Below are 24,263 nucleotides of genomic sequence, written 5' to 3'. Positions count from 1 at the left end.
GGGGCGCAGACGGGGCACCAGGTGCGCGGAGAAGTTCGGTCACACGCGCGCCTGGTCCGGTTCTCCGCCGGTTTTCGCAGCGGCGGCCTCCTGGGGGGACCGCGTTCGTGTGCCCCAGCGTTCGATCGTGGGGCCGACCGCCCCCACGGCGGCGAAGAACACGCCGAGGGCCAGCCAGCCCGTCGTGCCCATCCCGAGCACGACGGTCGTGAGGATGGCGGGAGCGAGCGCCTGGCCCGCGCTGAAGCCGAGTCCGAGAAGCCCCTGGTACTGGCCCTGGGCGTGGTCCGGTGCCAGGCCGAAGCCGAGGGCGAAGCCGGCCGATGACTCCCAGATCTCCCCGAGACTGTGCACGAAGATCGCCGCGACCACGAGGCCGGCGGCCGCCCACACGGGAGCGTGCGCCGCCAGGGCCATCATCGGACAGCTGAGGAGGAAGAGCAGTCCTGCCGTGCGGAACGCCCTGCCGCCGTCGCGGAGGGTCTCGATGCGGGACCCGATCCTGGTCTGCAACAGGACGCAGACCCCGGAATTGATCGCGGACACCGCGGCCACGGTCCACCGCGGCGCGTCCGTGTGCTCCGAGATCCAGATCGGCAGAAGCAGGGAGACCACCGGGTACTGCAGCCCCATCGCCCCGTGGAGGGCGGTGAAGGCCACGAACGGACGGTCGGTGAGAGCGATCCAGCGCCGGCCCTCCCACGAGGGCGGCGCCGGCGCCCTGTAGCGGGGGAGCAGGAACAGGAGGAGGGCACACAACGCGAAGCTGGCCGCGTCGCCGAGGATCAGCACGACGTAAGCAGCGCGCGTGCCGACGGCGACCGCGAATCCGGCACCCACCGTGCCGAGGACGACGCCCAGATTCACGTACGTACGGAGCTTCGCCCTGAACAGCGCCGGGCGGTCGGTACCGACCCTGACCACCAGGGCCCCCCAGGCCGCGCCGGCGACGGCTGCGGCAAGCTGGTCGACGGCAGCGATGACGGTGAGGGCGGCCCAGCTCTCGACGAGCACGAGAGCGGACATCGCCACGGCCTGGACAGCCAGGGCGAGCATCATGACGGTGCGCGGGCCACGTCGGTCGGCCAGATGGCCGCCCGGTACGCCCGCGAGCAGGCCGGCCAGGCCGGCGACGGTGAGCGCGGCCCCCACCTGCACCGCGGGGAGGCCCACGACCAAGGTGAAGTAGAGCGCCGACGCCGTGTTGAAGAGCCCGTTGCCGACCCGGTTCACGAAGCTGGCCAGGATCAGTACGCGCTCCGACCTGCTGCTCCCTGCTATGTGAGCCATACGGCCGGGCGGTCTTCCCTTGCTCATGGGCGCAGGCTAGCAGCGGCCCCACACACCGTCAGAGGGCGAGGTCTGCCTCAACGGTGTCCCGTGGTCACACTCTGCGGGCCCGCCGGACGGGGCGGTCTCAGCGCCGGCGCCGCAGTTCCGGACCGTGATCCGCACGGGTGACGGCGACCAACGCCAGGTCGTCCCTCAAGACACCGTCCGTGTGGGTGAGGACTGCCTGGGCGAGCCGGTCCACCACGGCCGGCGGGCCCAGGCTCCACGCCTCCCGCAGGACCTTGTCCGGTGTGTAGAAGCGCCCCTCGGTGTCGCGTGCCTCCAGGAGCCCGTCCGTGCAGAGCAGGAGCAGACTCCCCGGGCCGAAGGGGCGCGACTCGTCGGCCCACGGGCCCGTGTCGAATTCGCCGAGCCCCAGAGGCAGGCCGGGATGCTCGGGCTCCCAGACCTGCAGGTCGTTCCCGCTCACCAGGAAGGCCGGGCAGTGCCCCCGGCTGATGAGACGCACTTCCGTGCCGTCGTCCGGGATCTGCGCGATGGCAGCAGTGATGAAGTGCTCACCGTCGAGGTCGCTCTCTCCGCCGACCGCGGCGGTCTCCCGGGTGTGCCGGGACACCGCTTCGTCCAGGTGGCGGGCCAGCTCGGCGAGCGTCGGCGTGTGGTGCGCCGCCTCGTGGAAACTGCCCACCAGGGCGGCGACATCGGGAACGGCGTCCAGCCCCTTGCCGCGCACGTCGCCGATGAGCAGGCGCACGCCGTACGGGGTGTGCTCCGCCGCGTACAGGTCGCCTCCGACGGAGGCCGCGGCGGACGCGGCCTCGTAGCGCACCGCGATCCATGTGTTCCCCCACCACGCCCGGACAGGTGGCAGCACGGCGCGCTGGGCGCTCTCCGCCACACGCTCGGCTCCCAGAAGTCTGCGCAGAAGGGAGAGCCGCAGTCGGCACAGTGGCACGGACGCCCACGCGAGGACCACCATGGCGACGTAGTCGACCACCGCGTGCTCGCCGTCGGACGGCAAGTGCTCCGCGAAGAGCAGCACCAATCCGGCCAGGCTGTTCAGGACGGCGACCCCGACCACGGCCCGCAGGGTGTACACGCAGGCCGCGATCATGGAGCTCAGGATCAGGAAGACATCCCCGCTGAAGGCCCCCGGCGTGGGCAGGTCGATCGCCAGTGCCAGTGCCACCAGCGCCAACGGTGCGAACCGTGCCCACCGCGGGAGCAGATCGTTCTCGTTCCGCGGTGCGTGCGACGTCAGCCCTGTCGCGGTTCGGTGCGGGCTCACGGCATTGCCTCCGGGGGTGAAACAGGCCGGCCTCCGTCAGGGGCTCTGTGTCCTCTTTCGACCATGGCGCCGGAAGCCCTCCCCCGCACGCGGAAGCGGGTCCCGGGCCGCCCGCCTGCCGTAACTCTTGACGAGTACACGCATGCGGGCCAAGAATGATCGCGCAGTGCGCATGACAACGTTGTCTACGTCGGAGAGGCGCTCATTCCATGAGATGGACCCACTGGATTCGCGGGGCGGGGGCGGCGGCCGCCACGGCCGCCCTCCTCGGCGGCGCCGTCGCCGCGCCCGCCGCGGCGGACGGAGGGGGGCACGCCGAGCGCGCCCGGCTCACCGATCTCGTCAACCCGTTCATCGGAACCGAGAACGAGGGCAACACCTACCCCGGCGCCGCGGTCCCCTTCGGCATGGTGCAGTTCTCGCCCGACACCGGGCACAACACCGGCTACGACTACTCGGAGACCCACATCAGGGGCTTCTCCACCGTCCACATCTCCGGTGTGGGCTGCGGCCTCGGCGGTGACCTCCCGGTGCTCCCGACGACCGGTGACATCACGTCGACGGACAACGCCGCATACGCGGCCGAGTTCAGCCACGACGACGAGAAGGCGAGCCCCGGCACCTACGAGGTCGGTCTGAAGTCGGGCATCAAGGCCGAGCTCAGCGCCACCGAACGCACCGGAGTGCAGCGCTACACCTTCCCCGCCACGGACAAGGCCAACGTCCTCATCAACGCGGGCCAGTCGCTGCACAAGACGGTGGACACCGACGTCGAGATCCTCGACGACCGCACCGTACGCACGGCCATCACCGGCAGCGGCTTCTGCCAGGACACCAAGCCGTACACCGTGTACACGATCACCCGCTTCGACCGGCCGTTCACCACCTCCGGCACCTGGAAGGGCGACGAGGTCACCGAAGGCTCGACGTCCTCGTCCGCGGCCTCCGAGCGCAACGGCGCCTTCGTGCGCTTCGACACCTCCAAGGACCGCACCGTCGAGGCGACCACCGCGATCTCGTACGTGGACGCCAGGGGAGCGGCCCTCAACCTCCGTAAGGAGGGCGGGCGTTCGTACGACCGCGTCGCCCGCTCGGCCCAGGCGGCCTGGGAGGACCGCCTCGACGACGTCCGGGCGAAGGGCGGCAGCGAGACCCTGCGCAGGACCTTCTACTCGTCCCTCTACCGCTCGTTCCTCGCGCCGAACATCGGCAGCGACGTCGACGGCCGCTACACGGGCTGGGACCAGAAGATCCACCGCGCCAGGGGATTCACCTACTACCAGAACTGGTCGCTCTGGGACACCTACCGCACCCAGGCGCAGCTGCTGTCGCTGCTCGCGCCGCACGAGTCCCGCGACATGGCCATCTCGGTCATCAAGATCGACGAGGACAGCGGCTGGCTGCCCAAGTGGGGCTACGGCACGGTCGAGACGAACATCATGACCGGCGACCCCGTCACGCCGTTCCTCACCAACGCCTACCAGCAGGGTCTGCTCAAGGGGTACGAGGAGCAGGCGTACCGCGCGCTGAAGAAGAACGCCGACGGTGTGCCGCCCGCCGAGTCCGCTCCCGTGGGCCGTGAGGCGAACAAGGAGTACCTCGCCGAAGGTTTCGCGCCGTACATCAAGGGGCGCGCCCATGTGAAGCCGGGCGACTCCGACTACGACCACGGTGCCTCCGCGACCCTGGAGTACGCGCTGTCCGACGCCATGCTCGGACAGATGGCGAAGGAGCTCGGTCACGAGGACGACGCCGCGCGCTATACGGAGCGGGCGCAGAACTACCGGAAGATCTTCGACAGTTCGACCGGCTTCTTCCGCGCACGGGACGCGGACGGCGCCTTCACCGGCCCCGCCGACCCGGCGCAGAGCGAGGGCTTCCACGAAGGCACGTCCTGGCAGTACCAGTGGCTCGTCCCGCAGGACCTGCCCGGCATGGTCTCCCTGATCGGTGGCACGGAGTCCGCCAACGAGCGGCTCGACTCGTTCTTCGCCTACGAGCAGTTGCTGCGGGACCCGGCGAAGACCGCCCGCGAGGTCTGGGTGAACGGGCCGTACGACTACTACAACGCGGACAAGTACAACCCGCAGAACGAGCCCGACCTCATCGCCCCCTACACCTACCTCTCCACGGGCCAGCCCTGGAAGACGACCGACGTGGTGCACGCCGCGCTCACGCTCTTCACGGACACCCCGACCGGCATGACCGGGAACGACGACCTGGGGACGATGTCCGCCTGGAACGTCCTGTCCTCGATCGGGATCTTCCCGGTCCAGCCGGGCACCGACACCTGGGGCCTGTCGACCCCCGTCTTCGAGCGGGTGGACCTGACCCTCGACCGGCGCTACTACCCCGAGGGCCGGCTGACGGTGAAGGCTCCCGGCACCTCCGACTCGGCGCGTTACGTCCAGTCGGCGCGCACGGACGGCGCCGCGTACGGGAAGACCTACCTGACCACCGAGGACATCCGCGGCACACGCGAGCTGTCCTTCGAGGTCGGTACGGAGCCCTCCCGGTGGGGGACCTCGGCGGACGCCGGCCCGCCCGCCCTCAAGTGACCCGCTGAACAACACCTGTCCGCAGGCGAGCCGGCCGGGGCGCACCCAGCGCCCCGGCCGGTTCCGGTCGTCAGGCGGATGTCGTGACGCTTATGCGCCCGGAGTCGTCGAAGCGCTTCGACTGTGAGCCCCGGTGCAGAGGCGCTAAAGGCCCCCGGCTCTTCGGCCGAAAGCCGCTTACCCGGGTTTCCCGCACCGGAGACCACTTCTGACGGGTCTATTGACACACCCATGCCGGACTGCCATCTTCGAAGCGTTTCGACGATCATGGCCTTGGGACGCCGTCCGGGCCCGAGCCTGAGGACAGCCCGTGGTGCTCTTCGACAATCCCGTGATACCCGGCTTCAGCCCGGATCCGAGCATCTGCCGCGTGGGTGAGGACTATTACGTGGCGACGTCCAGCTTCGAGTACGTCCCCGGGGTGCCGCTGTGGCACAGCCGGGACCTGGTCCACTGGCGGTTGATCGGACACGCCCTGGACCGTCCGTCACAGCTGGAACTCCCCGACGCGGCCCCGTCGTCCTGCGGGGTCTACGCCCCCACCCTGCGGCACCACGACGGACGCTTCTGGATGATCACGACCGTGGTGGCCGGCGCCGGCAACATCCTGGTGACCGCCGATGACCCGGCGGGCCCCTGGTCGGATCCCGTGCGGGTCGGCATACCCGGCATCGATCCCGATCTGGCCTGGGACGAGGAGGGGGACTGCTGGTGCGTGTACTCCGACGGCGGGATCCGGGGGGTGCGCATCGACCCGGAGACGGGCGAACTGCTCGGCGAGCCCGTGGAGATGTGGTCGGGGAGCGGGCTCCAGTACCCCGAGGGCCCGCACCTCTACAGGATCGGCGACTGGTGGTATCTGCTGCTGTCGGAGGGCGGGACGGAACGCGGGCACGCGATGTCCGTCGCCAGGGCCCGCACGCTGCCGGGGCCCTTCGAACCGCACCCGGACAACCCCGTGCTCTCCCACCGCAGCACCAGTCACCCGGTGCAGAACACCGGCCATGGTGATCTGGTGCAGGCGCACGACTCCACCTGGTGGATGGTGCTGCTGGGCACCCGGCCCCGCGGGGACACCCCGGGCTTCCACGGCATGGGACGCGAGACGTTCCTGGCGCCGGTGCGGTGGGAGGACGAGTGGCCGCTGCCGGGGCCCCTGGAGCTCCGCGCGGAGGCGCCGGGCCTGGCTGAGCACCCCTGGCCCGCCGAGCCGCACCGCGACGACTTCGACTCCCCGGTGCCGGCCCCCTGCTGGGTGACGCCGAGACGCCGCGATCCGGCTGACGCACGCCTCGACGAACGGCCGGGCCACCTGGTGCTGCACGCCCGGGCGGACGGCATGGACCAGCCCGGCGCGCTGTTCGTGGGGCGTCGCCAGCGTGACCCCGACTGCGAGGCGCGGACACGGGTCGACACCGGTGGAGGAGGCCGGGGCGGACTTGCCGTACGGCTCGACGAGGCCCACCACTACCAGGTGGAGACGGAGGACGGTGTGGTCCGTGCGGTCGCCCGCATCGGCCCGCTGCGCCGGACGGTCGCCGAACGGTCCGTGCCCGCCGGGCCTCTGACGCTGCGCGTCGACGTGACCACCACGGGAGTCCTGCCGCCCACCGTCACCGTCCGCCCCGAGGGCCCCGGGGCCGCCGACACGGGCCTCCGCGTCGGCGGCCCCGACACCCTCCGTCTGGGGTACGAGACCGACGACGGCTCCTTCGAGATCCTCGCCGAACTCGACGGCCGCTACCTCACCACCGAGGTCGCGGGCGGATTCACCGGCCGGGTCATCGGCATGTACGCGACCCGGGGCACCGTCGCCTTCGACTGGTTCGAGCTGCGGCCGGCCTGACGGGGTGCCGCCACCCGCCGCCGTCCGGGCGTCGGCGCGGGCGCTCAGCGAGCCAGGGCGGTCTCCAGCCACTGGAGGATCTCGGGCGTGACCGGGTCGGTGATGTCGGAGAACTCCTCGTGCTTCTTGAGGAACTTGGCCACGTACGGGCAGACAGGCACGATCCGCTTGCCCGTGTCGCGTACGTGGCCGAGCGCCTCCCGCACGAGGACGGAGGCCAGTCCCTGCCCCGCGAAGGCGTCGTCGATCTCGGTGTGGAAGAAGACGCGCTGCCCGTCGCGGTCGCGGTAGGCGGTGAATCCCGCGCTCGCCTCGTCGACCAGGATCTCGTAGCGGTGCCTGGCGTCGACCTCACGGACGACGGGGGCGGCGGCCTGGGTCATCGTGTGCTCCCTTTCGGGCGTGTCGGGTTGCCACGCGGTGCGATGGTGGCATTGGGGAGAGCCGGGGCGGGGATGCGGGCGCCGGGGTAGCCGTCGACGTGGCCGAACCGGTCGGAGCCGGCCTCCCACTCCTCGCGTGCCCCGACGATGTCGTGATGGCTTCGGCCCACGAAGTTCCACCACATGACGATCTCCTCCTCGAACGGCGTTCCGCCCACGAGGACGGCCCGGGCGGGGGCGTCCGTCTCGTTGACCAGGGTGACCTCCCCGCGGCCCGGGCCCAGGTAGCCCAGCTCGGCCGCTCGCAGCAGCGTTCCGTCCAGGCGGATGCTCCCCTTGTCGACGAGAAGGCCGTGCTCGAAGGCCGTGTCCGTGACCAGGGTCGCGGTCGCGTGCGGTTCCAGGACGATCTCGGCGCCGAGCAGCGGGGTGAAGACCGGGACCGGGGAGGTGTCTCCGGCGAGGGAGCCGAGGAACACCCTGATCACGGCGCCGTCCCGGCGGACCGGGTCCGGCACATGGTGGCGGAAGTCGCGTGCCGCGTCCCGGTGCCCGCCGGGCAGTGCCACCCACAGCTGGACACCGTGCAGGACCGTGGTGCCGGGGGTGGAGACCTCCGTGTGGCTGATGCCCCGGCCACCGGTCATCAGGTTGAGCTCTCCGGGGCGTACGAAGGCGTGGCTGCCCAGGCTGTCACGGTGCTCGATCTCGCCGCTGAACAGCCAGCTGACGGTCTGCAGGCCGGTGTGCGGATGCGGGGCCACGTCCATCCCGCCCGTCACGGCGACGTCGTCGGGGCCGTAGTGGTCGATGAAGCACCAGGCCCCGATGAGCGTGCGGGCACGCTGCGGCAGCGTGCGCCGCACCGTCATCGCCCTCGGGCCGCCCAGCGGCACGTCCCGCGCCGTCAGCACCTCCACGCCCGGGCCGGGCGCGACCTGGTCCATGCCGGCGCCGCTCATCGAGCACCTCCCCGAACTCCACAGGTGTTTGCACGTTCAACAATCATGCTCGATCATAAGCCGTCGCGCACCCCGGGTGCACGGCACGGCGAGGGGACGGTACGTCCCGGTGAGGAGTCCAGGCATGAACGGTACCGAGGCGGACCGTACGGAGAAGCGGGTCTACGTGGACAAGCAGAGCCCCGGGGCCTACAAGGCTCTCACCGCCACGGCCGAAGCGGTGCGAGCGGTCGCCCAGGAGGCGGGGCTGCCCCGGACCCTGGTGGAACTGGTCAACCTCCGGGTGTCGCAGATCAACGGCTGCGCGTACTGCCTGGACGTCCACACCAGGGCCGCGCTGCGGGCGGGCGAGACGGCCCAGCGGCTGGGAGTGCTGGCCGCATGGCGTGACACCGAGGTGTTCACGGCCCAGGAGCGCGCGGCCCTCGCCCTGGCCGAGGCGACCACACACCCCGCGGACGCGGCCCTGCAGGAGGCCGCCTACGCCACGGCACGCCTCACCCTGTCCGACGACGAGACAGCCGCGGTGATCTGGGTGGCCGTCACCATCAACGCCTTCAACCGGGTCTCCGTCATGAGCAAGCACCCCGTGCGGGCAGTCCCCCGGCAGTGACGCGTCCGCGTGGCCGAACCCCACCGCCGTGCCCTGTCGTCGTCCCCCTGCCGGCCGTGGTTCCGCCCGCCGTCCGGGTGACGTTCGCTCCGAACGGCCCGGGAGACGGGCAGGCATAGGGGCGTCCGCGGTTCTCGCGGGAGGAACCAGCGGTGGACGCGGAAGCGGCGACCGGGCGAAAGGGGCTGTCCATGCTCGGTCCGCGAGCGACGCGGGCAGGCGCCGGCGAAGGTCCCTGTCCTCGCCCCCACTCCGGCGGAGGCCCGGGCCCGGACAGCTTCCCGCACCCCGCGGACGAGGCGGCCGCCGACGTGGACGCCGTCCTCGCGGATCATCTGCGCACCAGGCTCCGGGAGGCCCGTCGCGTGGACGCCGTGTTCGCCGAGGAGGTTGCCTCCCGGGTCGCCGCGTTCGTCCTCAACGGTGGCAAGAGGCTGCGGACAGCCTTCGTCCGGTGCGGATGGCTGGCGGCAGGGGGCGCCGGCGACCCCGGGACCCCGCTGCGTATCGGCGCCGCCCTGGAACTGCTTCAGGCCTGCGCACTGGTCCACGACGACGTCATGGACGAATCGCCGGTACGCCGGGGCGCCCCCGCCGTGCACGCGGACTTCGCACACATGCACCGGACGAGCCGCATGCGTGGATCCGCCGCGTCCTACTCGGCGACCGCCGCGGTGCTCGCGGGCGACCTGGCGCTGGCGTGGGCCGACGACCTGTTCACCGGGACCGCCCTGGCCTCCCCGTACGGCGAGCAGCTCCACCGGGAGTGGCAGGCGATGCGCGGCGAGATGGTCGCCGGACAGTATCTGGACATGCGGGCCCAGGCGGCCGGCTCCTCGGACCTCGACGGGGCCAGGAACATCGCGACGCTCAAGAGCGCGCTCTACACCGTGGAGCGGCCGCTCGCGCTGGGCGCGGCCCTGGCGGGCGCCGATGCCCGCGTCATGGACGGGCTGCGGTCCGCCGGACGGTGCGCGGGACTCGCCTTCCAGCTCCGTGACGACCTGCTGGGGGCCTTCGGGGACCCCGCCGTCACGGGAAAGCCCTCGGACGAGGACCTGCGGACGCGCAAACTCACCTGTCTCCTCGCGGTCGCCCTCCGGCTCGCCGCCGAGTCGGGCGACACCGAGGCCCTGGCCGTGCTCGGTCCGGAAGGCGACGACGGAAGGACGGCAGACCGGATGCGCGCCGCTCTGGAACGTACCGGCGCGCGGGCCGTGGTGGAGGAGGAGATCGCCGAACTCTCGGCGTCGAGCCTGCGTCACTTCGCCGCCGCCGGGACGGACGCCCGTGCCCGGCGGGAGTTCGCCGCACTGGTGGCCAGGGCCGTGGGCACCGCTCCCGACGGGGAGGGCGTATGAGGACCGTCCCCGGCCCCACGGACCATGTGGTGGTGGTCGGCGCCGGCCTGTCCGGCCTCGCCGCCGCCCTTCACCTGCTCGGCGCCGGACGCCGGGTGACCGTCGTCGAACAGGGCACCGGGCCCGGCGGCCGCGCGGGACGGGTGGAACTCGGCGGATACCGGGTCGACACCGGGCCGACGGTCCTCACCATGCCGCACCTGGCCGACGAGGCCTTCGCCGCTGTCGGGGACAGCCTCCACCGGCGCGTTGAGCTGATCCCCCTGCACCCGGCCTACCGGGCCCGCTTCGCGGACGGCAGCCGGCTGGACGTCCACACGGACGGCGACGCCATGGAGGCCGAGGTCCACCGCTTCGCCGGGGGAGCGGAGGCCGCCGGGTACCGCAGACTGCGGCGCTGGCTGGAGCGGATGTACCGGGCACAGATGCACCGCTTCATCGACACCAACTTCGACTCGCCCTTCCAGCTCCTGCATCCCGACCTCGCCCGGCTGGCGGCCCTGGGCGGCTTCGGCCGGCTCGACCCGCAGATCGGCAGATTCCTCTCCGACCCACGGCTGCGCCGGGTGTTCTCCTTCCAGTCGCTGTACGCCGGAGTCGCCCCGTCCCGTGCGCTCGCCGCCTACGCCGTCATCGCCTACATGGACACGGTCGCGGGCGTCTGGTTCCCGAAGGGCGGCATGTACGCGCTGCCCCGGGCGATGGCGGACGCGGCCGCCGACGCCGGAGGAGAGTTCCGCTGGTCGGCCGAGGTGACCGGGCTGGAGCGCGCAGCGGGGCGGGTACAAGCCGTCCGGCTGGCCTCGGGCGAGCGGATCGCCTGCGACGCGGTCGTCCTGACACCGGATCTCCCCGTGGCCCACAGGCTCCTGGGCCGCGCGCCCCGGCGCCCCGTGCCGCTGCGTCACGCGCCGTCGGCCGTCATCCTGCACGCCGGAACGGACCGCACCTGGCCGGAGCTGGCGCACCACACGCTCTCCTTCGGTGCCGCCTGGGAGCGCACCTTCCACGAACTCACCCGGTCGGGGCGGGTGATGAGCGATCCGTCGCTGCTGATCACCCGTCCGACGACGCACGACCCGTCGCTGGCCCCGGAGGGCAGACACCTGCACTACGTCCTGGCCCCGTGCCCCAACACCACGACCGGCCCGTCGGCGGGGACCTGGCGCGGCCTGGGACCGCGCTACCGGGACGGCCTCCTGGCCGAGCTGGAGCGCCGGGGGCTCGACGGCTTCGAGGCGTCCATGGACCAGGAGCTGCTGGTCACGCCCGTGGACTGGACCGCCCAGGGCCACGCGGCGGGCACCCCGTTCTCCGTGTCCCACACCTTCGCGCAGACCGGGCCCTTCCGGCCCCGCAACCTCGTACGCGGCCACGACAACGTCGTCCTCGCCGGGTGCGGGACCACACCCGGGGTGGGCGTGCCGACCGTACTCGTCAGCGGCAAGCTCGCCGCGGCCCGCATCACCGGCCTCCCCCCGGCGAAGAGCGCGCGCCGTCGACCCCCCGTCCTCGAAGGGCAGAGCCGATGAACCACCGTGAACTGGACGCCGCCGGGATCACCGGGCCCGCCCTGCGCGCCGCGTACGACCGGTGCCGGCGGCTGAACGCCCAGCACGGCCGGACGTACTTCCTCGCCACCCGGCTCCTGCCGCTCGAACACCGCAGCGCCGTGCACGCGTTGTACGGCTTCGCGCGGTGGGCCGACGACATCGTGGACGACCTGGACCACCGGCAGCCCGCCGCCGAACGCGACCGCCTGCTGCGTCTGCTGGAGAGCGACCTGGCCCACGGACTGCGCACGGGGGGCGGGGAGGAACCCGTGGTCAGGGCCGTGGCGGACACCGCACGCCGCTACGCCATCGACCACGGTCTCTTCGCCGACTTCCTCGTATCCATGCGCAGCGACCTGACGGTCACCGACTATCCGACGTACGCCGATCTGTGTGCCTACACGCACGGTTCGGCAGGGGTGATCGGCCTCCAGATGCTGCCCGTGCTCGGGACGGTCGTGGCCCGTGAGGAAGCGGCTCCGCACGCCGCGGCACTCGGCGTGGCCTTCCAGCTGACCAACTTCCTGCGGGACGTGGGCGAGGACCTGGACCGCGGACGCGTCTACCTGCCCGCGGACCTGCTCGCCGCCCACGGCGTGGACCGCCGCCTGCTGGAGTGGAGCCGCCGCACCGGACGGCACGACCCGCGACTCCGGGCCGCCTTCGCCGAAGCCGACAGGCTGATCCGCTCCGTGTACCGGGAAGCCGAGCCGGGCATCGCCATGCTGGAGCCGCGGGCGCGTCCCTGCATCCGGACGGCCTTCGTCCTGTACAGGGGCATTCTGGACGCGATCGCCGCCGACGACTACCGGGTGACGCACCGCCGCGCCGTGGTGCCGCGCAGGCGGCGGGCCGTCACCGCGGCGGGCGGACTCGTACGGATCCTCGGCGCGCGGATGCGGACCCGTCCACAGGCCGGGGCGCCGGACACGGTCGCCGGGGCGGAGCGCCCCCCGCGATGAGCCCCCTGCGGAACACCAGGTCGTGGACGTCACCCCTGCGGGTACGGCGCGCGCCCCGATGGGAGAGGCAGGCCCCGACCTGGCGCGAGGCGAAGCCCACCGTGATCGCCGAGGCACTGGAACGGGCCACCGCCCGCCCGTCGGGCAACTGGTACGCCGTCGGATCCTCCAGGGCGATCGGAGCGCGCGACGCCCCGTACGGCCGGACGATCGCCGGACTGGAAGTCGTCCTGTGGCGCTCCGAGGACGGCGCGCTGCGCGCCGGCCCGGGGGAGTGCCCCCACCTGGGGGCCCCGCTGCGCGAGAGCCGCGTGGTGTGCGGGACGCTCCTGTGCCGGTGGCACGGCCTGGCCCTGGACGGCGGCCCGTTCGCCGGGTGGGAACCGTACCCGGTGTACGACGACGGGGTCCTGGTCTGGGTGCGGCTGGACCGGGCCGGGGGAGAGCCACCGCTGGAGCGCCCCGTCGTGCCGCCGAGGCCGCGCCCGGTGGACGCCCTGGACGCGGTGTTCACGGCCGTGGGCCGGTGCGAGCCCGAGGACGTGGTAGCCAACCGGCTCGACCCCTGGCACGGTTCGTGGTTCCACCCGTACGCGTTCGTCGGCCTGAAGGTGGCCGGCACCCCGGAGGACGGCCGGGGCGACGGCTTCGCCGTGGACGTGTCGTTCAAGGTCGCCGGCCGGCTGGTGGTGCCGGTGCGGGCGGTGTTCACCGCGCCCGGACCACGCACGGTGGTCATGCACATCACCGACGGGGAGGGCGCAGGGTCGGTGGTGGAGACCCATGCCACGCCGCTCACCGCGCCCGGCGCCACGGTACCGCGCACGGCGGTCGTCGAGGCGGTCGTCGCCGCGTCCGACCGGCGGGGGTTCGCCCTGGCACGGGTCGCCGCGCCCGCCCTGCGCCCTCTGATGCGCCGGACGGCGGGCCGGCTCTGGCGGGACGACCTGGCGTATGCCGAGCGCCGCTGGGCGCTGCGGAGCACCGGGCGTTTCCCCGGCTGACCTTCAGCGCGCTGCCAGGCCGGCGAGGGCGCGCAGCGCCCGGGAGCGGCCGGCGCGCGGGACGGTCCAGAGCACCTGTCCCCGGACGCCCCAGCCGGCGAGGAGCGCGTTGGCGGCCAGAAAGCCCGAGGTCGCGGCGCGCTCCATCAGTGCGACGGGGAGGCCGGTGCGGACCAGGTCGCCCGCCAGCACGACGCGCGGGTGAGACGTTCGTACGGCGGGCCGCCGCGCGTAGCCGCCCACGGGGAAGACGGGGCAGTCGGCACGCCATTCATGGCGGACGTCGACGACTTCGGCGTCCGCCGTCTCGGGATAGACCTCGTGCAGCCGGCCGAGCATCCGGCGCTGGACCTCCTTCGGCTCGGCGCCCTCGTCGACGGCGTACGCGTGGAGTTCGACCACGGAGCCCCCCGTCCGTGCCGCCCAGCGGGCCGACTCGCCCTCGAAGCGGTTCAGCACACTGACGTTGTCGAGCCCGTCGAAGCCGCTGGTGCCGAGGAACCCCGCACGGTCCTCGCGCACGGGCCGGTCCAGCCACAGCCGGGACACCAGGAACGGCGGCGCCGTGCGCAGGGCCGCGATGTCCGCACGCCAGGACGCGTCCCCCAACTGCTCCGACGCGCCCACGACATGACGCAGGCCACGCGTGTCCAGGGCGAGGACAACGGCCTGGTGGCGGGCGGCCGCCCCTTCGGTCTCCACGGTCAGGTCCCCGCCCGCGGCCGTCTGGACACGGCGGACCGGGGCACCGGTGCGCACCTCGGCGCCGAGCCGCCTCAGACGGTCGCCCAGCGGTTCCCACAGCGCCTGGGGGAACGGCTCGCGCGGCACGTCGAAGAGCAGCCCCTCGGACGACCCCAGGAAGTAGATGTGGAACATCAGCAGCAGTTCGGCGGCGGACAGTTCGCGCGGGTCGCTGAAGAAGCTGCGGGAGAACACCTCGAAGGCCAGGTGACGGGCCGCTTCCGGGAAGCCGATCCGGTGCAGGAACTCCTCTGCGCCGACCCCGTCGAAGTGTTCGTACACCTCGGGGACCCGCACGTCGAGGAGCGGCAGGGCCTCGCGCGGGTGCATCGCGGCGAGGTCGCGCCAGCCGAACGCCGGGCTGAGCGCCACGAATCCGAGCGCGCTCCACGGCGGCGTCCTCGGCACGCGCGCGAAGCTGTCCGACATCCCGTTCCGGTGTCTCAACGGGTAGTCCGGCAGCGGGGTGAGCGCCGTCAGCCCGGGGTCCGAACGGCGCAGCAGCCCGCGCAGGTTGTAGTACTGCCGGAAGAACGCGTGGAAGCCGCGGCTCATCGTCACCCCGGACCCGTCGGCGAGGCGGACGGGCCACCCGGCGAGACGGCCGCCGAGCGCCTCGCCCTGTTCGTAGAGGGTCACGCGGACACCGCGCTCGGCGAGGGCGGTCGCCGCCGCGAGCCCGGCGATACCGCCGCCGATGACCGCGGCCGAAGGCGCGTCGCCGGTGAAGCGTTCGCGCCCGGGCTCCGGCAGGAGCACCTCGGCCCGGCGGTCCCTTCCGTGCCGGGTGGGACCGGGGTGACGCCCGCGGGCGCTCATGACGCCTCGGGCCGTACGCCGTCCGCGCCGCTCCGGGCCAGGAACACATGGACGATGCCGGTCTGCCAGCCGCCCACGGGCACGGTCCGCACGAAGGGGAACCCGGCCCGGGCGATCCGCCGCTCGAAGACGGGTGCCGTGTCGAACGCCAGGACGCTGCGCCACAGATGGTGGTACAGCGCGCGGTCACCGGTCAGCGTGCCCGCCGGGACGATGACACCCCGGCAGACCGCGTTCCACACGGCCCGGTGCACGGGCGAACCACTGAGGCTGTACTCGTGGACCAGCAGACGGCCACCGGGACGCAGGAGAACGCGTACCGCGTCGAGGACCGCACCGGGTTCGGCCACGTTGCGGAAGAGATAGGCGGCGAAGACGGCGTCGTACGAGCCGTCGTCATCGGTGGTGGTGAGATCTTCCGCGGACCGGTGCACGAACCGGACGTTCGAAGGCCAGCGCTTCTCACGTGCCCGTTCCAGCATGCCCGCGGAGGCGTCGACCGCCGTGATCTCGGCGTACGGGGCCGCCCGCAGCAGCGCCCGCGTACTGGCGCCCGTCCCGCAGCCGAGATCGAGCACCCGCCGGCCCCTTCCACCGCGCGGCAGCCGGAGCCGGTGCGCCGAGCGGAGCAGGTCGGAGCGGTAGCCCGGATTAAGCGCGGTGAGCCGGTCGTAGGTGTGTGACGCGTGGTCGAAGGCGTGCGCCAGTTCGTCGTCCCGCAGGAGGGTCATCAGGGGCTCTCTTCGGCTCGGCCGGCGGTCCGGCGGGTGAGGAAGGGGAGTTCGGCAGCGGTGCGGAGCATCGGGCCCACGGGCGTACGCAGGCCGACCCCGAACTCCTCCCACGGTGTGCTCCCGCCGTCGAGGAAGCGCAGCAGCCGCTCCATGGGGACGCGGCGGAAGAGACCCGTGAAGAAACGGGGCCCGTCCACCCGCCCGGTGTCGAGGGCCCGGAGCAGCACGGCGTCCATGGCGAGCGCCCTGCGGCCGTGCGGCGGCGGCACCCCCGGGGACCCGCTGCGCAGGGCGGCGGCGATGGCGCGGCTCTGACGCTGGACGGCCGCGAAGGTGTAGCCGGTCGCCGGGCGGGTGGCGCCCCCTGCCGCCCCGATACGGAAGACGGCGCGCCCGGTCCGGCGGGGGAAGCGGGCGTCGGTCATGGGGATGACACCCTGCTCGGCCGACTCCACGGCGAACCGGCCGAGGCGCAGGACCTCCCCCGTGTACTGCCGCAGGGCCGCCTCGTACGCGGCTGTCGTCAGCGGGGCACGGGAGAACTCGGTGTACTCCACCAGCGCCAGGTCCGGTGCGAGCGGCAGCACATAGCCGAACGCGAGACCGTGGCGGGGCTGCGGGACCCGGAAGTCCATGAGGTCCGCCACACCGGGGTCGAAGCGGGGAAGGGCGGTGCGTACGAACCAGCCCCGGAAGTGCTGGAGGAGCAGCGTGCGGTGCGGGGGTGTGTGCCGCACGGGCCGCGAGTCGAAGACGTACCTGCCCCGCAGGGTGAGCGGGGCGCCGCCGGCCGTCGTGCAGCGCACCTCGGCGCCGTACGGCGCGTCGCGCACCTCGTGTGCGGTGGCACGCACGACGCGGGCCACCGGGCACGCCGCCAGCCGGGAGTGGACCAGCCGTTCGAAGGGGCCCGAGCGCACCATGCGGTAACGCAGCGGTGCTGGGTCCGACTCGACGACGCCACCGTCCGGCTCCCGCACCCGCAGCCGCTCCCAGGAGGCGACGACGGCGTCCTCGAAGTCGCCGGAGCCCGCCTCCCAGTAGCACCAGGTGCGCTCCGGAGGGCGCAGCGGCCCGTCGGGGGCCTCGACCAGCGTCACCGCCGTACCGGCCCTGACGAGCCGGTCGGCCAGGCAGAGTCCCGCGGCGCCACCGCCCACGACGACGACGTCGTCCACGTGCCCCCGGAATCGTCCGGTCACGTCCCGGCGGTCCGCGCCGCCGCACGGTCGGCCAGCACCTCGCGCGCCGCCCTGCTCCCGGAGGCCAGCGCGCCCTGCACCGAACCGGTGGCCCGGTGGTCCCCGCAGACGTACCGGCCCGGCGCGAAACGGGTCGTACGGCTCAGCGGCCAGGGAGGCCGCATGGCGGGCAGGGCGCGCTCCACGGTGCAGGCGGCGATCGTGTCCCAGGTGCTCGTGTCCACGTCGTACAGCTCGGCGAGGCGGGCGCGGACCGTCGCGTCCCCGCCGGGCGGGCCGGAGCCGAGCACCGAGGTCGACATCAGCGCCGTGCCCGGGGGAGCGTAGGTGGGGGCGACCTCGGTGAGGACACAGCTGTTCAGGACGGCGAGGCCGCTGTCCACCAGCAAAATCGGTTCGGTCAGCGGTGACCGGTCCGCCGCGTGGTAGTACGTCGTCACCGTGCGGCTGTCCGGCACCGGCAGGCCGGGCAGCAGACGGGCGGCCGTGGCGGAGTCGGTGGCCACCACGACGGAGGCGGCCGGCCGCTCACTGCCGTCGGCCAGGAGCACCCCCGAGTCCGTGACCCCGGCGACGGCCGCACCGAGCCGCAGGGCGCCCTCCGGCAGTCCGGCGGCGAGCTGGACCGGCACGGAGCCGATGCCCCGGGCCGGCAGGCAGAGCGTGCCGCGCGCCATGCTGCGCCAGACCAGGTGGAGGAAGCGCGCCGAGGTCTCCAGTCCCTCCTCCAGGAACACCCCGGAGAGAAACGGCCGCAGCAGGTCCTCGATCGCACGGGGTGACAGCCCGGCCCGCACGAGCGCTTGCGAGGCGGAGCGGTCGGGCACGCGTCCCAGACGCTTCGCGGGAAGAAGGACGTCACGTGCCGTGAGTACGGCCAGAGCGGCGAGGTCACGGGCCGGGAGAACACGTCCGGGCAGCAGCTGCGCCGCGTCCCCCGGCCGCCGGGTGGGGTCGGTGACCCGCACCCGCCCGGCGGGCGTACGGGCGATGACACCGGGGGTGAACGGCCGCAGGCGCAGCGCGCGCAGGTCGAGGCGCCGCTTCACCTGGGGGTACGAGGTGTTGAAGACCTGGAAGCCGCGGTCCAGGAGGAATCCGTCCTTGCGGTCCGTGCGCATCCGGCCGCCCACTCCGTCGGAGGCCTCCAGCAGCTCGACGCGGAGGCCGGCGCCGCACAGGTCGAGCGCGCAGGCCAGTCCCGCCAGGCCCGCGCCCACGACGACGGCGTCCGGCGCCGGCGAGTGCTGTCGGTTCGTCATCCGTGCCCCTCGGCTCGCTCCCCGTACGTCCGACGGGATGTCAAGCCGATCACGTTCCGGGCTCCGAAGCCAGCAGCCGCCACGGGGACCGCCTGTTCGTGTGACCCGACTGCCGCCCCGCGCCCCCGTCCACCACGGGGGCGCGGCGGGCTCAGGCCGTCAGGTGCCGCAGGACGCTGCCCATCGCGCGGTGCACGGCGTCGCGTGACTCGTCGGTCCGGTCGATCGTCTCGAAGGCGTGGTGGCCGTTCGGGACGTCGATCACCTCGATGTCGGCCCCGCACCGGCGAGCGGCGGTGAGGAACTCCTCCACGGTGACCGCGATGTCAGCGGTCTCCAGCCCGGCCCGGACGAGTACGAGAGGCAGGGACCCCGCGCGCGCCACCGCGTCCGACGGGTGGAAGCGGCTGTCGAGCCGTCCCCAGTTCGGCAGCGGCGCCATGATCGGGTAGTCGGCCGCCAGGCAGCGCAGCCACGCGGGGGGCTTCGCCATCCAGTCCGCGGTGAGCGGCCCGCTGCCGGAGAAGAACCACAGAGCGACCCGGTCCGGGTCCACCCGGGGATCGGCCCGGACCCGTTCCACCGCGTCCGCCACATCTGTGGCGGCCCGCTCGTAGTCGGTCACGGCGTGCAGACGGTGGTCCAGGGTCACCCCCACCACTCCGTGGCCGGCGGCGTAGCGGGCGTATCCCGTGAGGACCGGCCAGTCCCGGGGGGTGGGGCGCGCCTCCGCGGGCACCGGGCCGCCGTGGACGAACACCACCGCCGGACGGGGACCACCGGGTCCGGACGGCAGATACAGATCGATGTTGTCCGTCCGCTCGCGGGGCAGCTCGGGCACGTCGAGCAGGAACGGCAGCAGGTGCGGCGGCGGCTTCGTGGCGTCCACCGGGGTCAGCGGCTGTCCCTCGCCCGCCGCCGCCTTCAGCAACGTCACCGCCAGTGCCGTGGGATCCGACAGCATCGGCCAGTGGCCCGTGGACAGTTCGAGGAAGGTGACCCGAGGGACGGCCAGCGCCCGCAGGCCGGGGTCGCCGACGTTCACACGCGCCTGGACCATCGCGATGCTCGCTCCGTTGCCGGTGCACAGCACTCCGGACATGGGCACCTCGGCCGCCGCTCCCGTCAGCCGCAGCGGCTGGAGCAGCGTGCCCAGGGGGTGCGGCGAGGCGAGCGCGGTGAGCCGGTCGAGCGCACTGCCGGGGACGTCCGCGGTGCTGCCCCAGAGCTGCCAGGCGTCGCGTGCCGGGGGCGCCAGCGCCGCGCCGGGCGCCCCGCCTCCGGCAGCCCGCAGCACCTCCTCGCGCACACCCTGGTCGGGCACGGCGGCCAGGGCCGGGACACCGTCCTGGGGCAGCCCCGAGTCCAGATACACGATCCGGGCGACCGACCCCGCCCGCCGGTCGGCGGCTCCCACGACCGGATGGATGCCGTAGTCGTGACCGACCAGCACGACGTCCCCGCCTGCTTCCTGTCCGACCGAGTCGATCACCGCGAGGACGTCCGCGATGTGCGTCTCCAGACCGATCTCCGTACCGGTGGACGGGCGGGCCCCGCCGAGTCCGGTCAGGGCCACCGCATGGACCTCGGCGCCCGCCGACACCAAGTGCGTTGCTGCCTCGTCCCACACGTGCGGGCCGGTGAACACACCGGACACCAGGATGAACGCGGTCATACTCTCTCCTCGACACGTCCTCGTCCGCGGACCGGGCCGATCGGCCGGTCCCTCTCGCCGGTACCGTAGGACCTCCCCCTGAGGGAGGTTCAAGTGTTCGCGTCGTACGACGGACTGTGCGGCATCGGTGAACTCGCCGAGCGGGCGGGAGTCAGCGTCAAGACGGTCCGCTTCTACTCCGACAACGGCCTGCTGCCCGAGGCGGCCCGCAGCGCCGGTGGTCACCGCAGGTACGGGCCCGGCGCCCTCGAGCGGCTACGGATGATCCGCTCCCTGCGCACCATGGACCTGCCGGTCTCCGCGGTGCGCCGCATTCTGGACGAGGAGGAGACCGCGGGACGTGCGGGCGGAGCCCTGGAGGACGCCGTGGCGGGACAACTGCGCGAACTGGGCTCCCAGCTGAGGGCGCTGCGCTGGCGGGAGGCGGCGCTCCGCTCGGTGCAGGAGTGCCCGGCGGCCGAACGCCCGGGCCGGCTGCGGCTGATCGGCGCGGTGACCGCCCCGCCGGACACCGCGCCCCTGGCCCGCTTCTGGCGCGGCTGGCTGCCGCCGCGCATGCCGGCCAGGGCCGTCACCTCGTTTCTGGATGTGGCGGTCCCGCAGCCACCCGAGGACCCCGATCCGGCGCAGGTGCTCGCCTTCGCCCGGCTGTACGCGATGGTGTCCCGCCCGTGCGACGGCGACGAGCCGACCCAGCCCCACGCGCACAGAGCCGCGGGCGCCCGTGAGTCGGCCGTACTGTACGCCGGCCTGGCCGAGGCGTACGACCTCGCGGCCACCGAGATGCGCCAGGACAGGGCGCCCTGCGCGGGGGAGGCGCTGGACGGCTTCGTGGACGCGTACGCGAGCGCCCTGAACACGTCGGACACCCCCGGCTTCCGCCGCGCTCTCGCCCGCCGGCTCGCCGCCGACCCGCGCCTCGACCGGTACTGGGAACTGACGGCCGAGCTGATCAGCCCGCCGGCAGGCCGGCCCGAGCCGACGCCGGGGTCCGCGCACGACTGGCTTCTCGCCGCCCTGGAGGCCCAGTCGGAAACCCCGTGACCGTCCAGGACCGTCACGCCCTGTTCACGGACGTACGGTCAGTCCTCGCGCCGTGCCTTCCACGACCGTCACATAGGCGCGGGCGACCTCGGAGACCGGAGTGCCGTCCGCCCCGTCCGCCCCCATGCTCTCCAGCGTCTCCTTGATCCAGCCGGGGCTGACCAAATTCAGACGCAGGTTCCTCGGCAGCTCAGGAGCCGCGTTGCGGACGAAACCCTCCAGGCCGGTGTTGACGAGCGCGCCCAGCGAGCCGCCGGCCAGCGGGGCGGAGAAGGTGCCTCCGGTCAGCGTGACCGACCCGCCGTCCCGCAGATGGCGTACGGCACGCCGGACGAGCGCGACCTGGCCCAGCAGCTTGCCCCGCACCCCGTCGGCGAACTCCGCGTCCGTCACCGAGGCCAGATCCACCAGCGGGCCGTTGGCGGCGCAGCACACCACCGCGTCGAGGTCCGGCAGGTCACCGAAGAGCTTGTCCAGTGAGGAGGGGGCCTCCAGGTCGACCTCCACCGGGCCGCCACGGGAGGCCTTGACGACCTGATGAGAGGCGTCAGAAGCCTCCAACGCGCCGGTCACAGCACTGCCGATCGTCCCGGTCGCACCGATCACGAGTATCTTCATGCCCTGATCATCTCAGCGGGGCCTGCCCACGCGCCCGGATTTACCCAGGACGGCCGACGGCAGTCAGCCGCCGGGGCGGACACCCAGTCCGCCCCGGTGCCCGTCCCGGACACTTCCTGTCACTGCGGCCGTCCCAGCGCCCAGCCCGACACATCGGCGAGACGCCCCCGCCAGAGGGGAAGCCGCAGGGACCCTGTGCCACCCAGGACCAAGGTGGCGTCTCTGAGATGGATCCAGCGCGGCAGCTGCGTGGTGCCGTCACCGGTGCTCAGCTCCCTGATCCCCTGGTCCACCGTCTCCGGGAACTCCGCTATGAGGTTCGCGCCCTCGCCCTCGACCTGACGGAGACTCCGCGCCCAGTCCGCCTTCCACGCCTCGTGGCCGATCACGTCCCCGTGGAGTACGCCACCGGCCAGGGTGAGGGTGATCGGCAGGCCGGACCGCATTTCTCTGTCCAGCAGCTGGATCAGCAGCTGGAGCTGTAGATCGGGCACGGGCTCCGTCATCACCGCGGTCGTCTCCGGCCGTGTCTCGACAGACTCGCTCATGGACCACTCCCTTCATCCGCCGAGCGGCAGGTGACAGCCCGTATGCCCCCGGCGGCAGCCGTCACACCCCGCGGAAGCGGGTGATTGGGGCAGGGCAGGAGGGGCACCCGCACTTCACCGTAAGCACACAGCACGAGGAACCGACGGGAGAGAGTGATGTCGCACTACGACAGTTCGTCCATGGCCACTCCCAGGTCCGGGACCAACGGTCTCGCTGTCGCGAGCCTGGTCTGCGGAATCGTGGGGCTCGTCTTCTTCAGCGTGATTCTCGGCCCGGTCGCCATCGTTCTCGGCGTCTTCGGCCTGCGTCAGGTGCCCGCGAAGGGCGGTGCCGGGATGGCGAAGGCCGGACTCGTCCTCGGCATCATCGACGTGATCCTCTTCGTCGTCCTGATGGCCCTGGCCGCCTCGTCCGGCGGCTTCAGCTGGTACGTCGGCGGCTGACCGGCCGCACGGGAAGCACGGACGCGCCGCCACGGCTCGTGGTGGCGCGTCCGTATGTACGCGTCACAGCCACCGGCGGATCGGCAGCACCGCGGCCTCCCGGACCCTCTGCGCGGGTGAGCGGCGCTTCCACCGGGCGCCGTCGATCAGAGTGCTCCGCTCCACGTCCTCGTCGAAGTGGCCGTCGAGCGTCGCGGTGAACTCCCTGTCCAGGACGGCGAGCATCACCTCCTCGTCGTGGTCGAGGGAGCGGCGGTTGAAGTTCGTCGACCCGATCAGCGAGGCGATGCCGTCCACCGTCAGCGTCTTGGTGTGGAGCATGGTCGGCTGGTACTGGTAGATCTTCACACCGCAGGCGTTGAGCTCCTCGTAGTGGTGCTGCCCGGCCAGCCTGCACACCCGCTTGTCCGTGTGCGGCCCGGGGAGCAGGATCTCCACCTCGACGCCCCGGCGGGCCGCGTCGCACAGCACCCCGACGAAGTACGGGTCGGGCGCGAAGTACGCCGTGGAGAGGCGGACCCGCTCCTCGGCCGATTCCAGAACGACGCGCAGCAGGGTCTGCATGTCCTGCCAGCCGAAGCCGGCGGAGCCGCGTACCACCTGGACCACGGAGTCGCCGTGATCCGTGGCGTCGACGAACCTGTCCCGGTCGGTGAACAGCTCGTCGTGACACTCCGCCCAGTTCTGCGCGAACGCGGCGGCCAGTCCGTCCACCGCCGGACCCTGCACCCGCACATGGGTGTCGCGCCACTCGTTCTCGTCGCGGGCGTCGCCGCACCATTCCTCGGCTATCCCGACCCCGCCGGTGAACGCCGTCTCCTCGTCCGTGATGAGGACCTTGCGATGGCAGCGGTGGTTCTGCTTGAGCGGCGAGAGGTACAACGGTTTGCGGAACCACGCCACCTCCACCCCGGCCTCGTCCATCATCGCCAACTGGGCCTTCTCGATGAGCCGGCAGCCGAATCCGTCCAGCAGGAGCCGCACCCGCACCCCGGCGCGCGCCCGCTCAGACAGCGCCTCCGCGAACTCGCGGGCGATGTCCCCGCGCCAGTACACGAACGTCATCATGTCAACGGTGTGCTCGGCACCACGGATGGACTCCAGCATCGACGCGAAGATCTGGTCCCCGTTGCGGAGCGGCACGAGCTTGTTGCCCTCGGTGGCGGCGATGCCGATCAGACGTTCCAGCCGCCGCCGGAGCCGTTGCGCCCGCGCGGCGTAGAGCTCCGCATCGGATCTGTCGTGCGTGGACCGCTCGTCTATGTGGCTGGACATCTCTCACCTGGGGGATCCGGGGCGACTGGGCACGGCGACTGTACTCCTGGCGTCGGCGGACTCCGGTACGGCCCG

General features: G+C 72.7%; 21 protein-coding genes. 9 read left to right on the top strand and 12 right to left on the bottom strand.

The window, feature by feature from the left end:
* Nucleotides 1-39: 39 nt before the first annotated feature.
* Nucleotides 40-1,317: an MFS transporter gene (locus AB0P41_RS24270; RefSeq protein WP_356711116.1), complete on the bottom strand. Its 1,278-nt coding sequence runs from the start codon at nt 1,315-1,317 to the stop codon at nt 40-42.
* Nucleotides 1,318-1,417: 100 nt separating this feature from the next.
* A complete protein-coding gene (locus AB0P41_RS24265) occupies nt 1,418-2,581 on the bottom strand; it encodes a PP2C family protein-serine/threonine phosphatase (RefSeq protein WP_365934132.1) in 1,164 nt (387 codons plus the stop codon).
* Nucleotides 2,582-2,790: 209 nt separating this feature from the next.
* On the opposite strand from AB0P41_RS24265, the gene AB0P41_RS24260 reads away from it, so the two are divergent.
* Together AB0P41_RS24260 and AB0P41_RS24255 are read left to right on the top strand one after the other, a co-directional pair.
* Nucleotides 2,791-5,139, top strand: a complete 2,349-nt coding sequence (locus AB0P41_RS24260) for a GH92 family glycosyl hydrolase (protein WP_365934130.1) — start codon at nt 2,791-2,793, stop codon at nt 5,137-5,139.
* A gap of 310 nt (nt 5,140-5,449) precedes the next feature.
* Nucleotides 5,450-6,985: a glycoside hydrolase family 43 protein gene (locus AB0P41_RS24255; protein ID WP_365934129.1), complete on the top strand. Its 1,536-nt coding sequence runs from the start codon at nt 5,450-5,452 to the stop codon at nt 6,983-6,985.
* Nucleotides 6,986-7,029: 44 nt separating this feature from the next.
* On the opposite strand, the gene AB0P41_RS24250 is transcribed toward AB0P41_RS24255, so the two are convergent.
* Nucleotides 7,030-7,368, bottom strand: a complete 339-nt coding sequence (locus tag AB0P41_RS24250; RefSeq protein WP_365934127.1) for a GNAT family N-acetyltransferase — start codon at nt 7,366-7,368, stop codon at nt 7,030-7,032.
* Nucleotides 7,365-8,330, bottom strand: a complete 966-nt coding sequence (locus AB0P41_RS24245; protein ID WP_365934125.1) for a pirin family protein — start codon at nt 8,328-8,330, stop codon at nt 7,365-7,367. The genes AB0P41_RS24250 and AB0P41_RS24245 overlap by 4 nt, the downstream gene beginning before the upstream one ends.
* Nucleotides 8,331-8,454: 124 nt before the next feature.
* On the opposite strand from AB0P41_RS24245, the gene AB0P41_RS24240 reads away from it, so the two are divergent.
* From AB0P41_RS24240 to AB0P41_RS24220, 5 genes are all read left to right on the top strand, one after another.
* On the top strand, nt 8,455-8,943 hold the full coding sequence (locus tag AB0P41_RS24240; protein ID WP_365934123.1) for a carboxymuconolactone decarboxylase family protein: 489 nt from the start codon (nt 8,455-8,457) through the stop codon (nt 8,941-8,943).
* Between the two features lie 191 nt (nt 8,944-9,134).
* Nucleotides 9,135-10,304, top strand: coding sequence for a polyprenyl synthetase family protein (locus AB0P41_RS24235; protein WP_365934122.1), 1,170 nt, complete (start codon nt 9,135-9,137; stop codon nt 10,302-10,304).
* Nucleotides 10,301-11,836, top strand: a complete 1,536-nt coding sequence (gene crtI / locus AB0P41_RS24230; RefSeq protein ID WP_365934121.1) for a phytoene desaturase family protein — start codon at nt 10,301-10,303, stop codon at nt 11,834-11,836. Before AB0P41_RS24235 ends, crtI begins: the two co-directional genes overlap by 4 nt.
* Complete coding sequence (locus AB0P41_RS24225) at nt 11,833-12,819, top strand: phytoene/squalene synthase family protein (protein ID WP_365934120.1); 987 nt, start codon at nt 11,833-11,835, stop codon at nt 12,817-12,819. The genes crtI and AB0P41_RS24225 overlap by 4 nt, the downstream gene beginning before the upstream one ends.
* Nucleotides 12,816-13,823, top strand: a complete 1,008-nt coding sequence (locus AB0P41_RS24220) for a DUF5914 domain-containing protein (RefSeq protein WP_365934118.1) — start codon at nt 12,816-12,818, stop codon at nt 13,821-13,823. The genes AB0P41_RS24225 and AB0P41_RS24220 overlap by 4 nt, the downstream gene beginning before the upstream one ends.
* Nucleotides 13,824-13,826: 3 nt before the next feature.
* Here AB0P41_RS24220 and AB0P41_RS24215 read toward each other — a convergent pair whose 3' ends face one another.
* The 5 genes from AB0P41_RS24215 to AB0P41_RS24195 all read right to left on the bottom strand — a co-directional run bounded on the left by AB0P41_RS24215 (nt 13,827) and on the right by AB0P41_RS24195 (nt 20,259).
* Nucleotides 13,827-15,386, bottom strand: coding sequence for an FAD-dependent oxidoreductase (locus AB0P41_RS24215; protein ID WP_365934117.1), 1,560 nt, complete (start codon nt 15,384-15,386; stop codon nt 13,827-13,829).
* Nucleotides 15,383-16,117, bottom strand: a complete 735-nt coding sequence (locus AB0P41_RS24210) for a class I SAM-dependent methyltransferase (protein ID WP_365934115.1) — start codon at nt 16,115-16,117, stop codon at nt 15,383-15,385. Before AB0P41_RS24210 ends, AB0P41_RS24215 begins: the two co-directional genes overlap by 4 nt.
* Nucleotides 16,117-17,322, bottom strand: coding sequence for a lycopene cyclase family protein (locus AB0P41_RS24205; RefSeq protein WP_365934113.1), 1,206 nt, complete (start codon nt 17,320-17,322; stop codon nt 16,117-16,119). The genes AB0P41_RS24210 and AB0P41_RS24205 overlap by 1 nt, the downstream gene beginning before the upstream one ends.
* A complete protein-coding gene (locus AB0P41_RS24200; protein ID WP_365934111.1) occupies nt 17,319-18,584 on the bottom strand; it encodes an NAD(P)/FAD-dependent oxidoreductase in 1,266 nt (421 codons plus the stop codon). Before AB0P41_RS24200 ends, AB0P41_RS24205 begins: the two co-directional genes overlap by 4 nt.
* Nucleotides 18,585-18,735: 151 nt before the next feature.
* The gene (locus AB0P41_RS24195) at nt 18,736-20,259 is read right to left on the bottom strand and encodes an alpha/beta hydrolase (protein ID WP_365934110.1); all 1,524 of its coding nucleotides are present in this window, start codon (nt 20,257-20,259) and stop codon (nt 18,736-18,738) included.
* Nucleotides 20,260-20,352: 93 nt separating this feature from the next.
* Here AB0P41_RS24195 and AB0P41_RS24190 point away from each other — a divergent pair, with 93 nt between their 5' ends.
* The gene (locus AB0P41_RS24190) at nt 20,353-21,303 is read left to right on the top strand and encodes a MerR family transcriptional regulator (protein WP_356711083.1); all 951 of its coding nucleotides are present in this window, start codon (nt 20,353-20,355) and stop codon (nt 21,301-21,303) included.
* Between the two features lie 24 nt (nt 21,304-21,327).
* On the opposite strand, the gene AB0P41_RS24185 is transcribed toward AB0P41_RS24190, so the two are convergent.
* Together AB0P41_RS24185 and AB0P41_RS24180 are read right to left on the bottom strand one after the other, a co-directional pair.
* Nucleotides 21,328-21,921 carry a short chain dehydrogenase gene (locus AB0P41_RS24185; RefSeq protein WP_356711081.1) on the bottom strand — a complete coding sequence of 198 codons (594 nt, stop codon included), beginning with the start codon at nt 21,919-21,921 and terminating at the stop codon, nt 21,328-21,330.
* Between the two features lie 119 nt (nt 21,922-22,040).
* On the bottom strand, nt 22,041-22,469 hold the full coding sequence (locus AB0P41_RS24180; protein WP_356711079.1) for a hypothetical protein: 429 nt from the start codon (nt 22,467-22,469) through the stop codon (nt 22,041-22,043).
* Between the two features lie 156 nt (nt 22,470-22,625).
* Between AB0P41_RS24180 and AB0P41_RS24175 the strand changes: the two genes are divergently transcribed.
* Entirely contained in the window at nt 22,626-22,913 is a 288-nt protein-coding gene (locus tag AB0P41_RS24175) for a DUF4190 domain-containing protein (RefSeq protein WP_365934107.1), read from the top strand.
* A 63-nt stretch (nt 22,914-22,976) separates the two neighbouring features.
* On the opposite strand, the gene AB0P41_RS24170 is transcribed toward AB0P41_RS24175, so the two are convergent.
* Nucleotides 22,977-24,188, bottom strand: a complete 1,212-nt coding sequence (locus tag AB0P41_RS24170) for a phospholipase D-like domain-containing protein (protein WP_365934105.1) — start codon at nt 24,186-24,188, stop codon at nt 22,977-22,979.
* Between the last annotated feature and the right edge of the window lie 75 nt (nt 24,189-24,263).

Source organism: Streptomyces sp. NPDC079167 (assembly GCF_040686735.1).
Lineage (GTDB): Bacteria > Actinomycetota > Actinomycetes > Streptomycetales > Streptomycetaceae > Streptomyces.
Note: the sequence above shows the minus strand (reverse complement) of the source record. Positions and strands in the feature narration are given on the sequence as shown.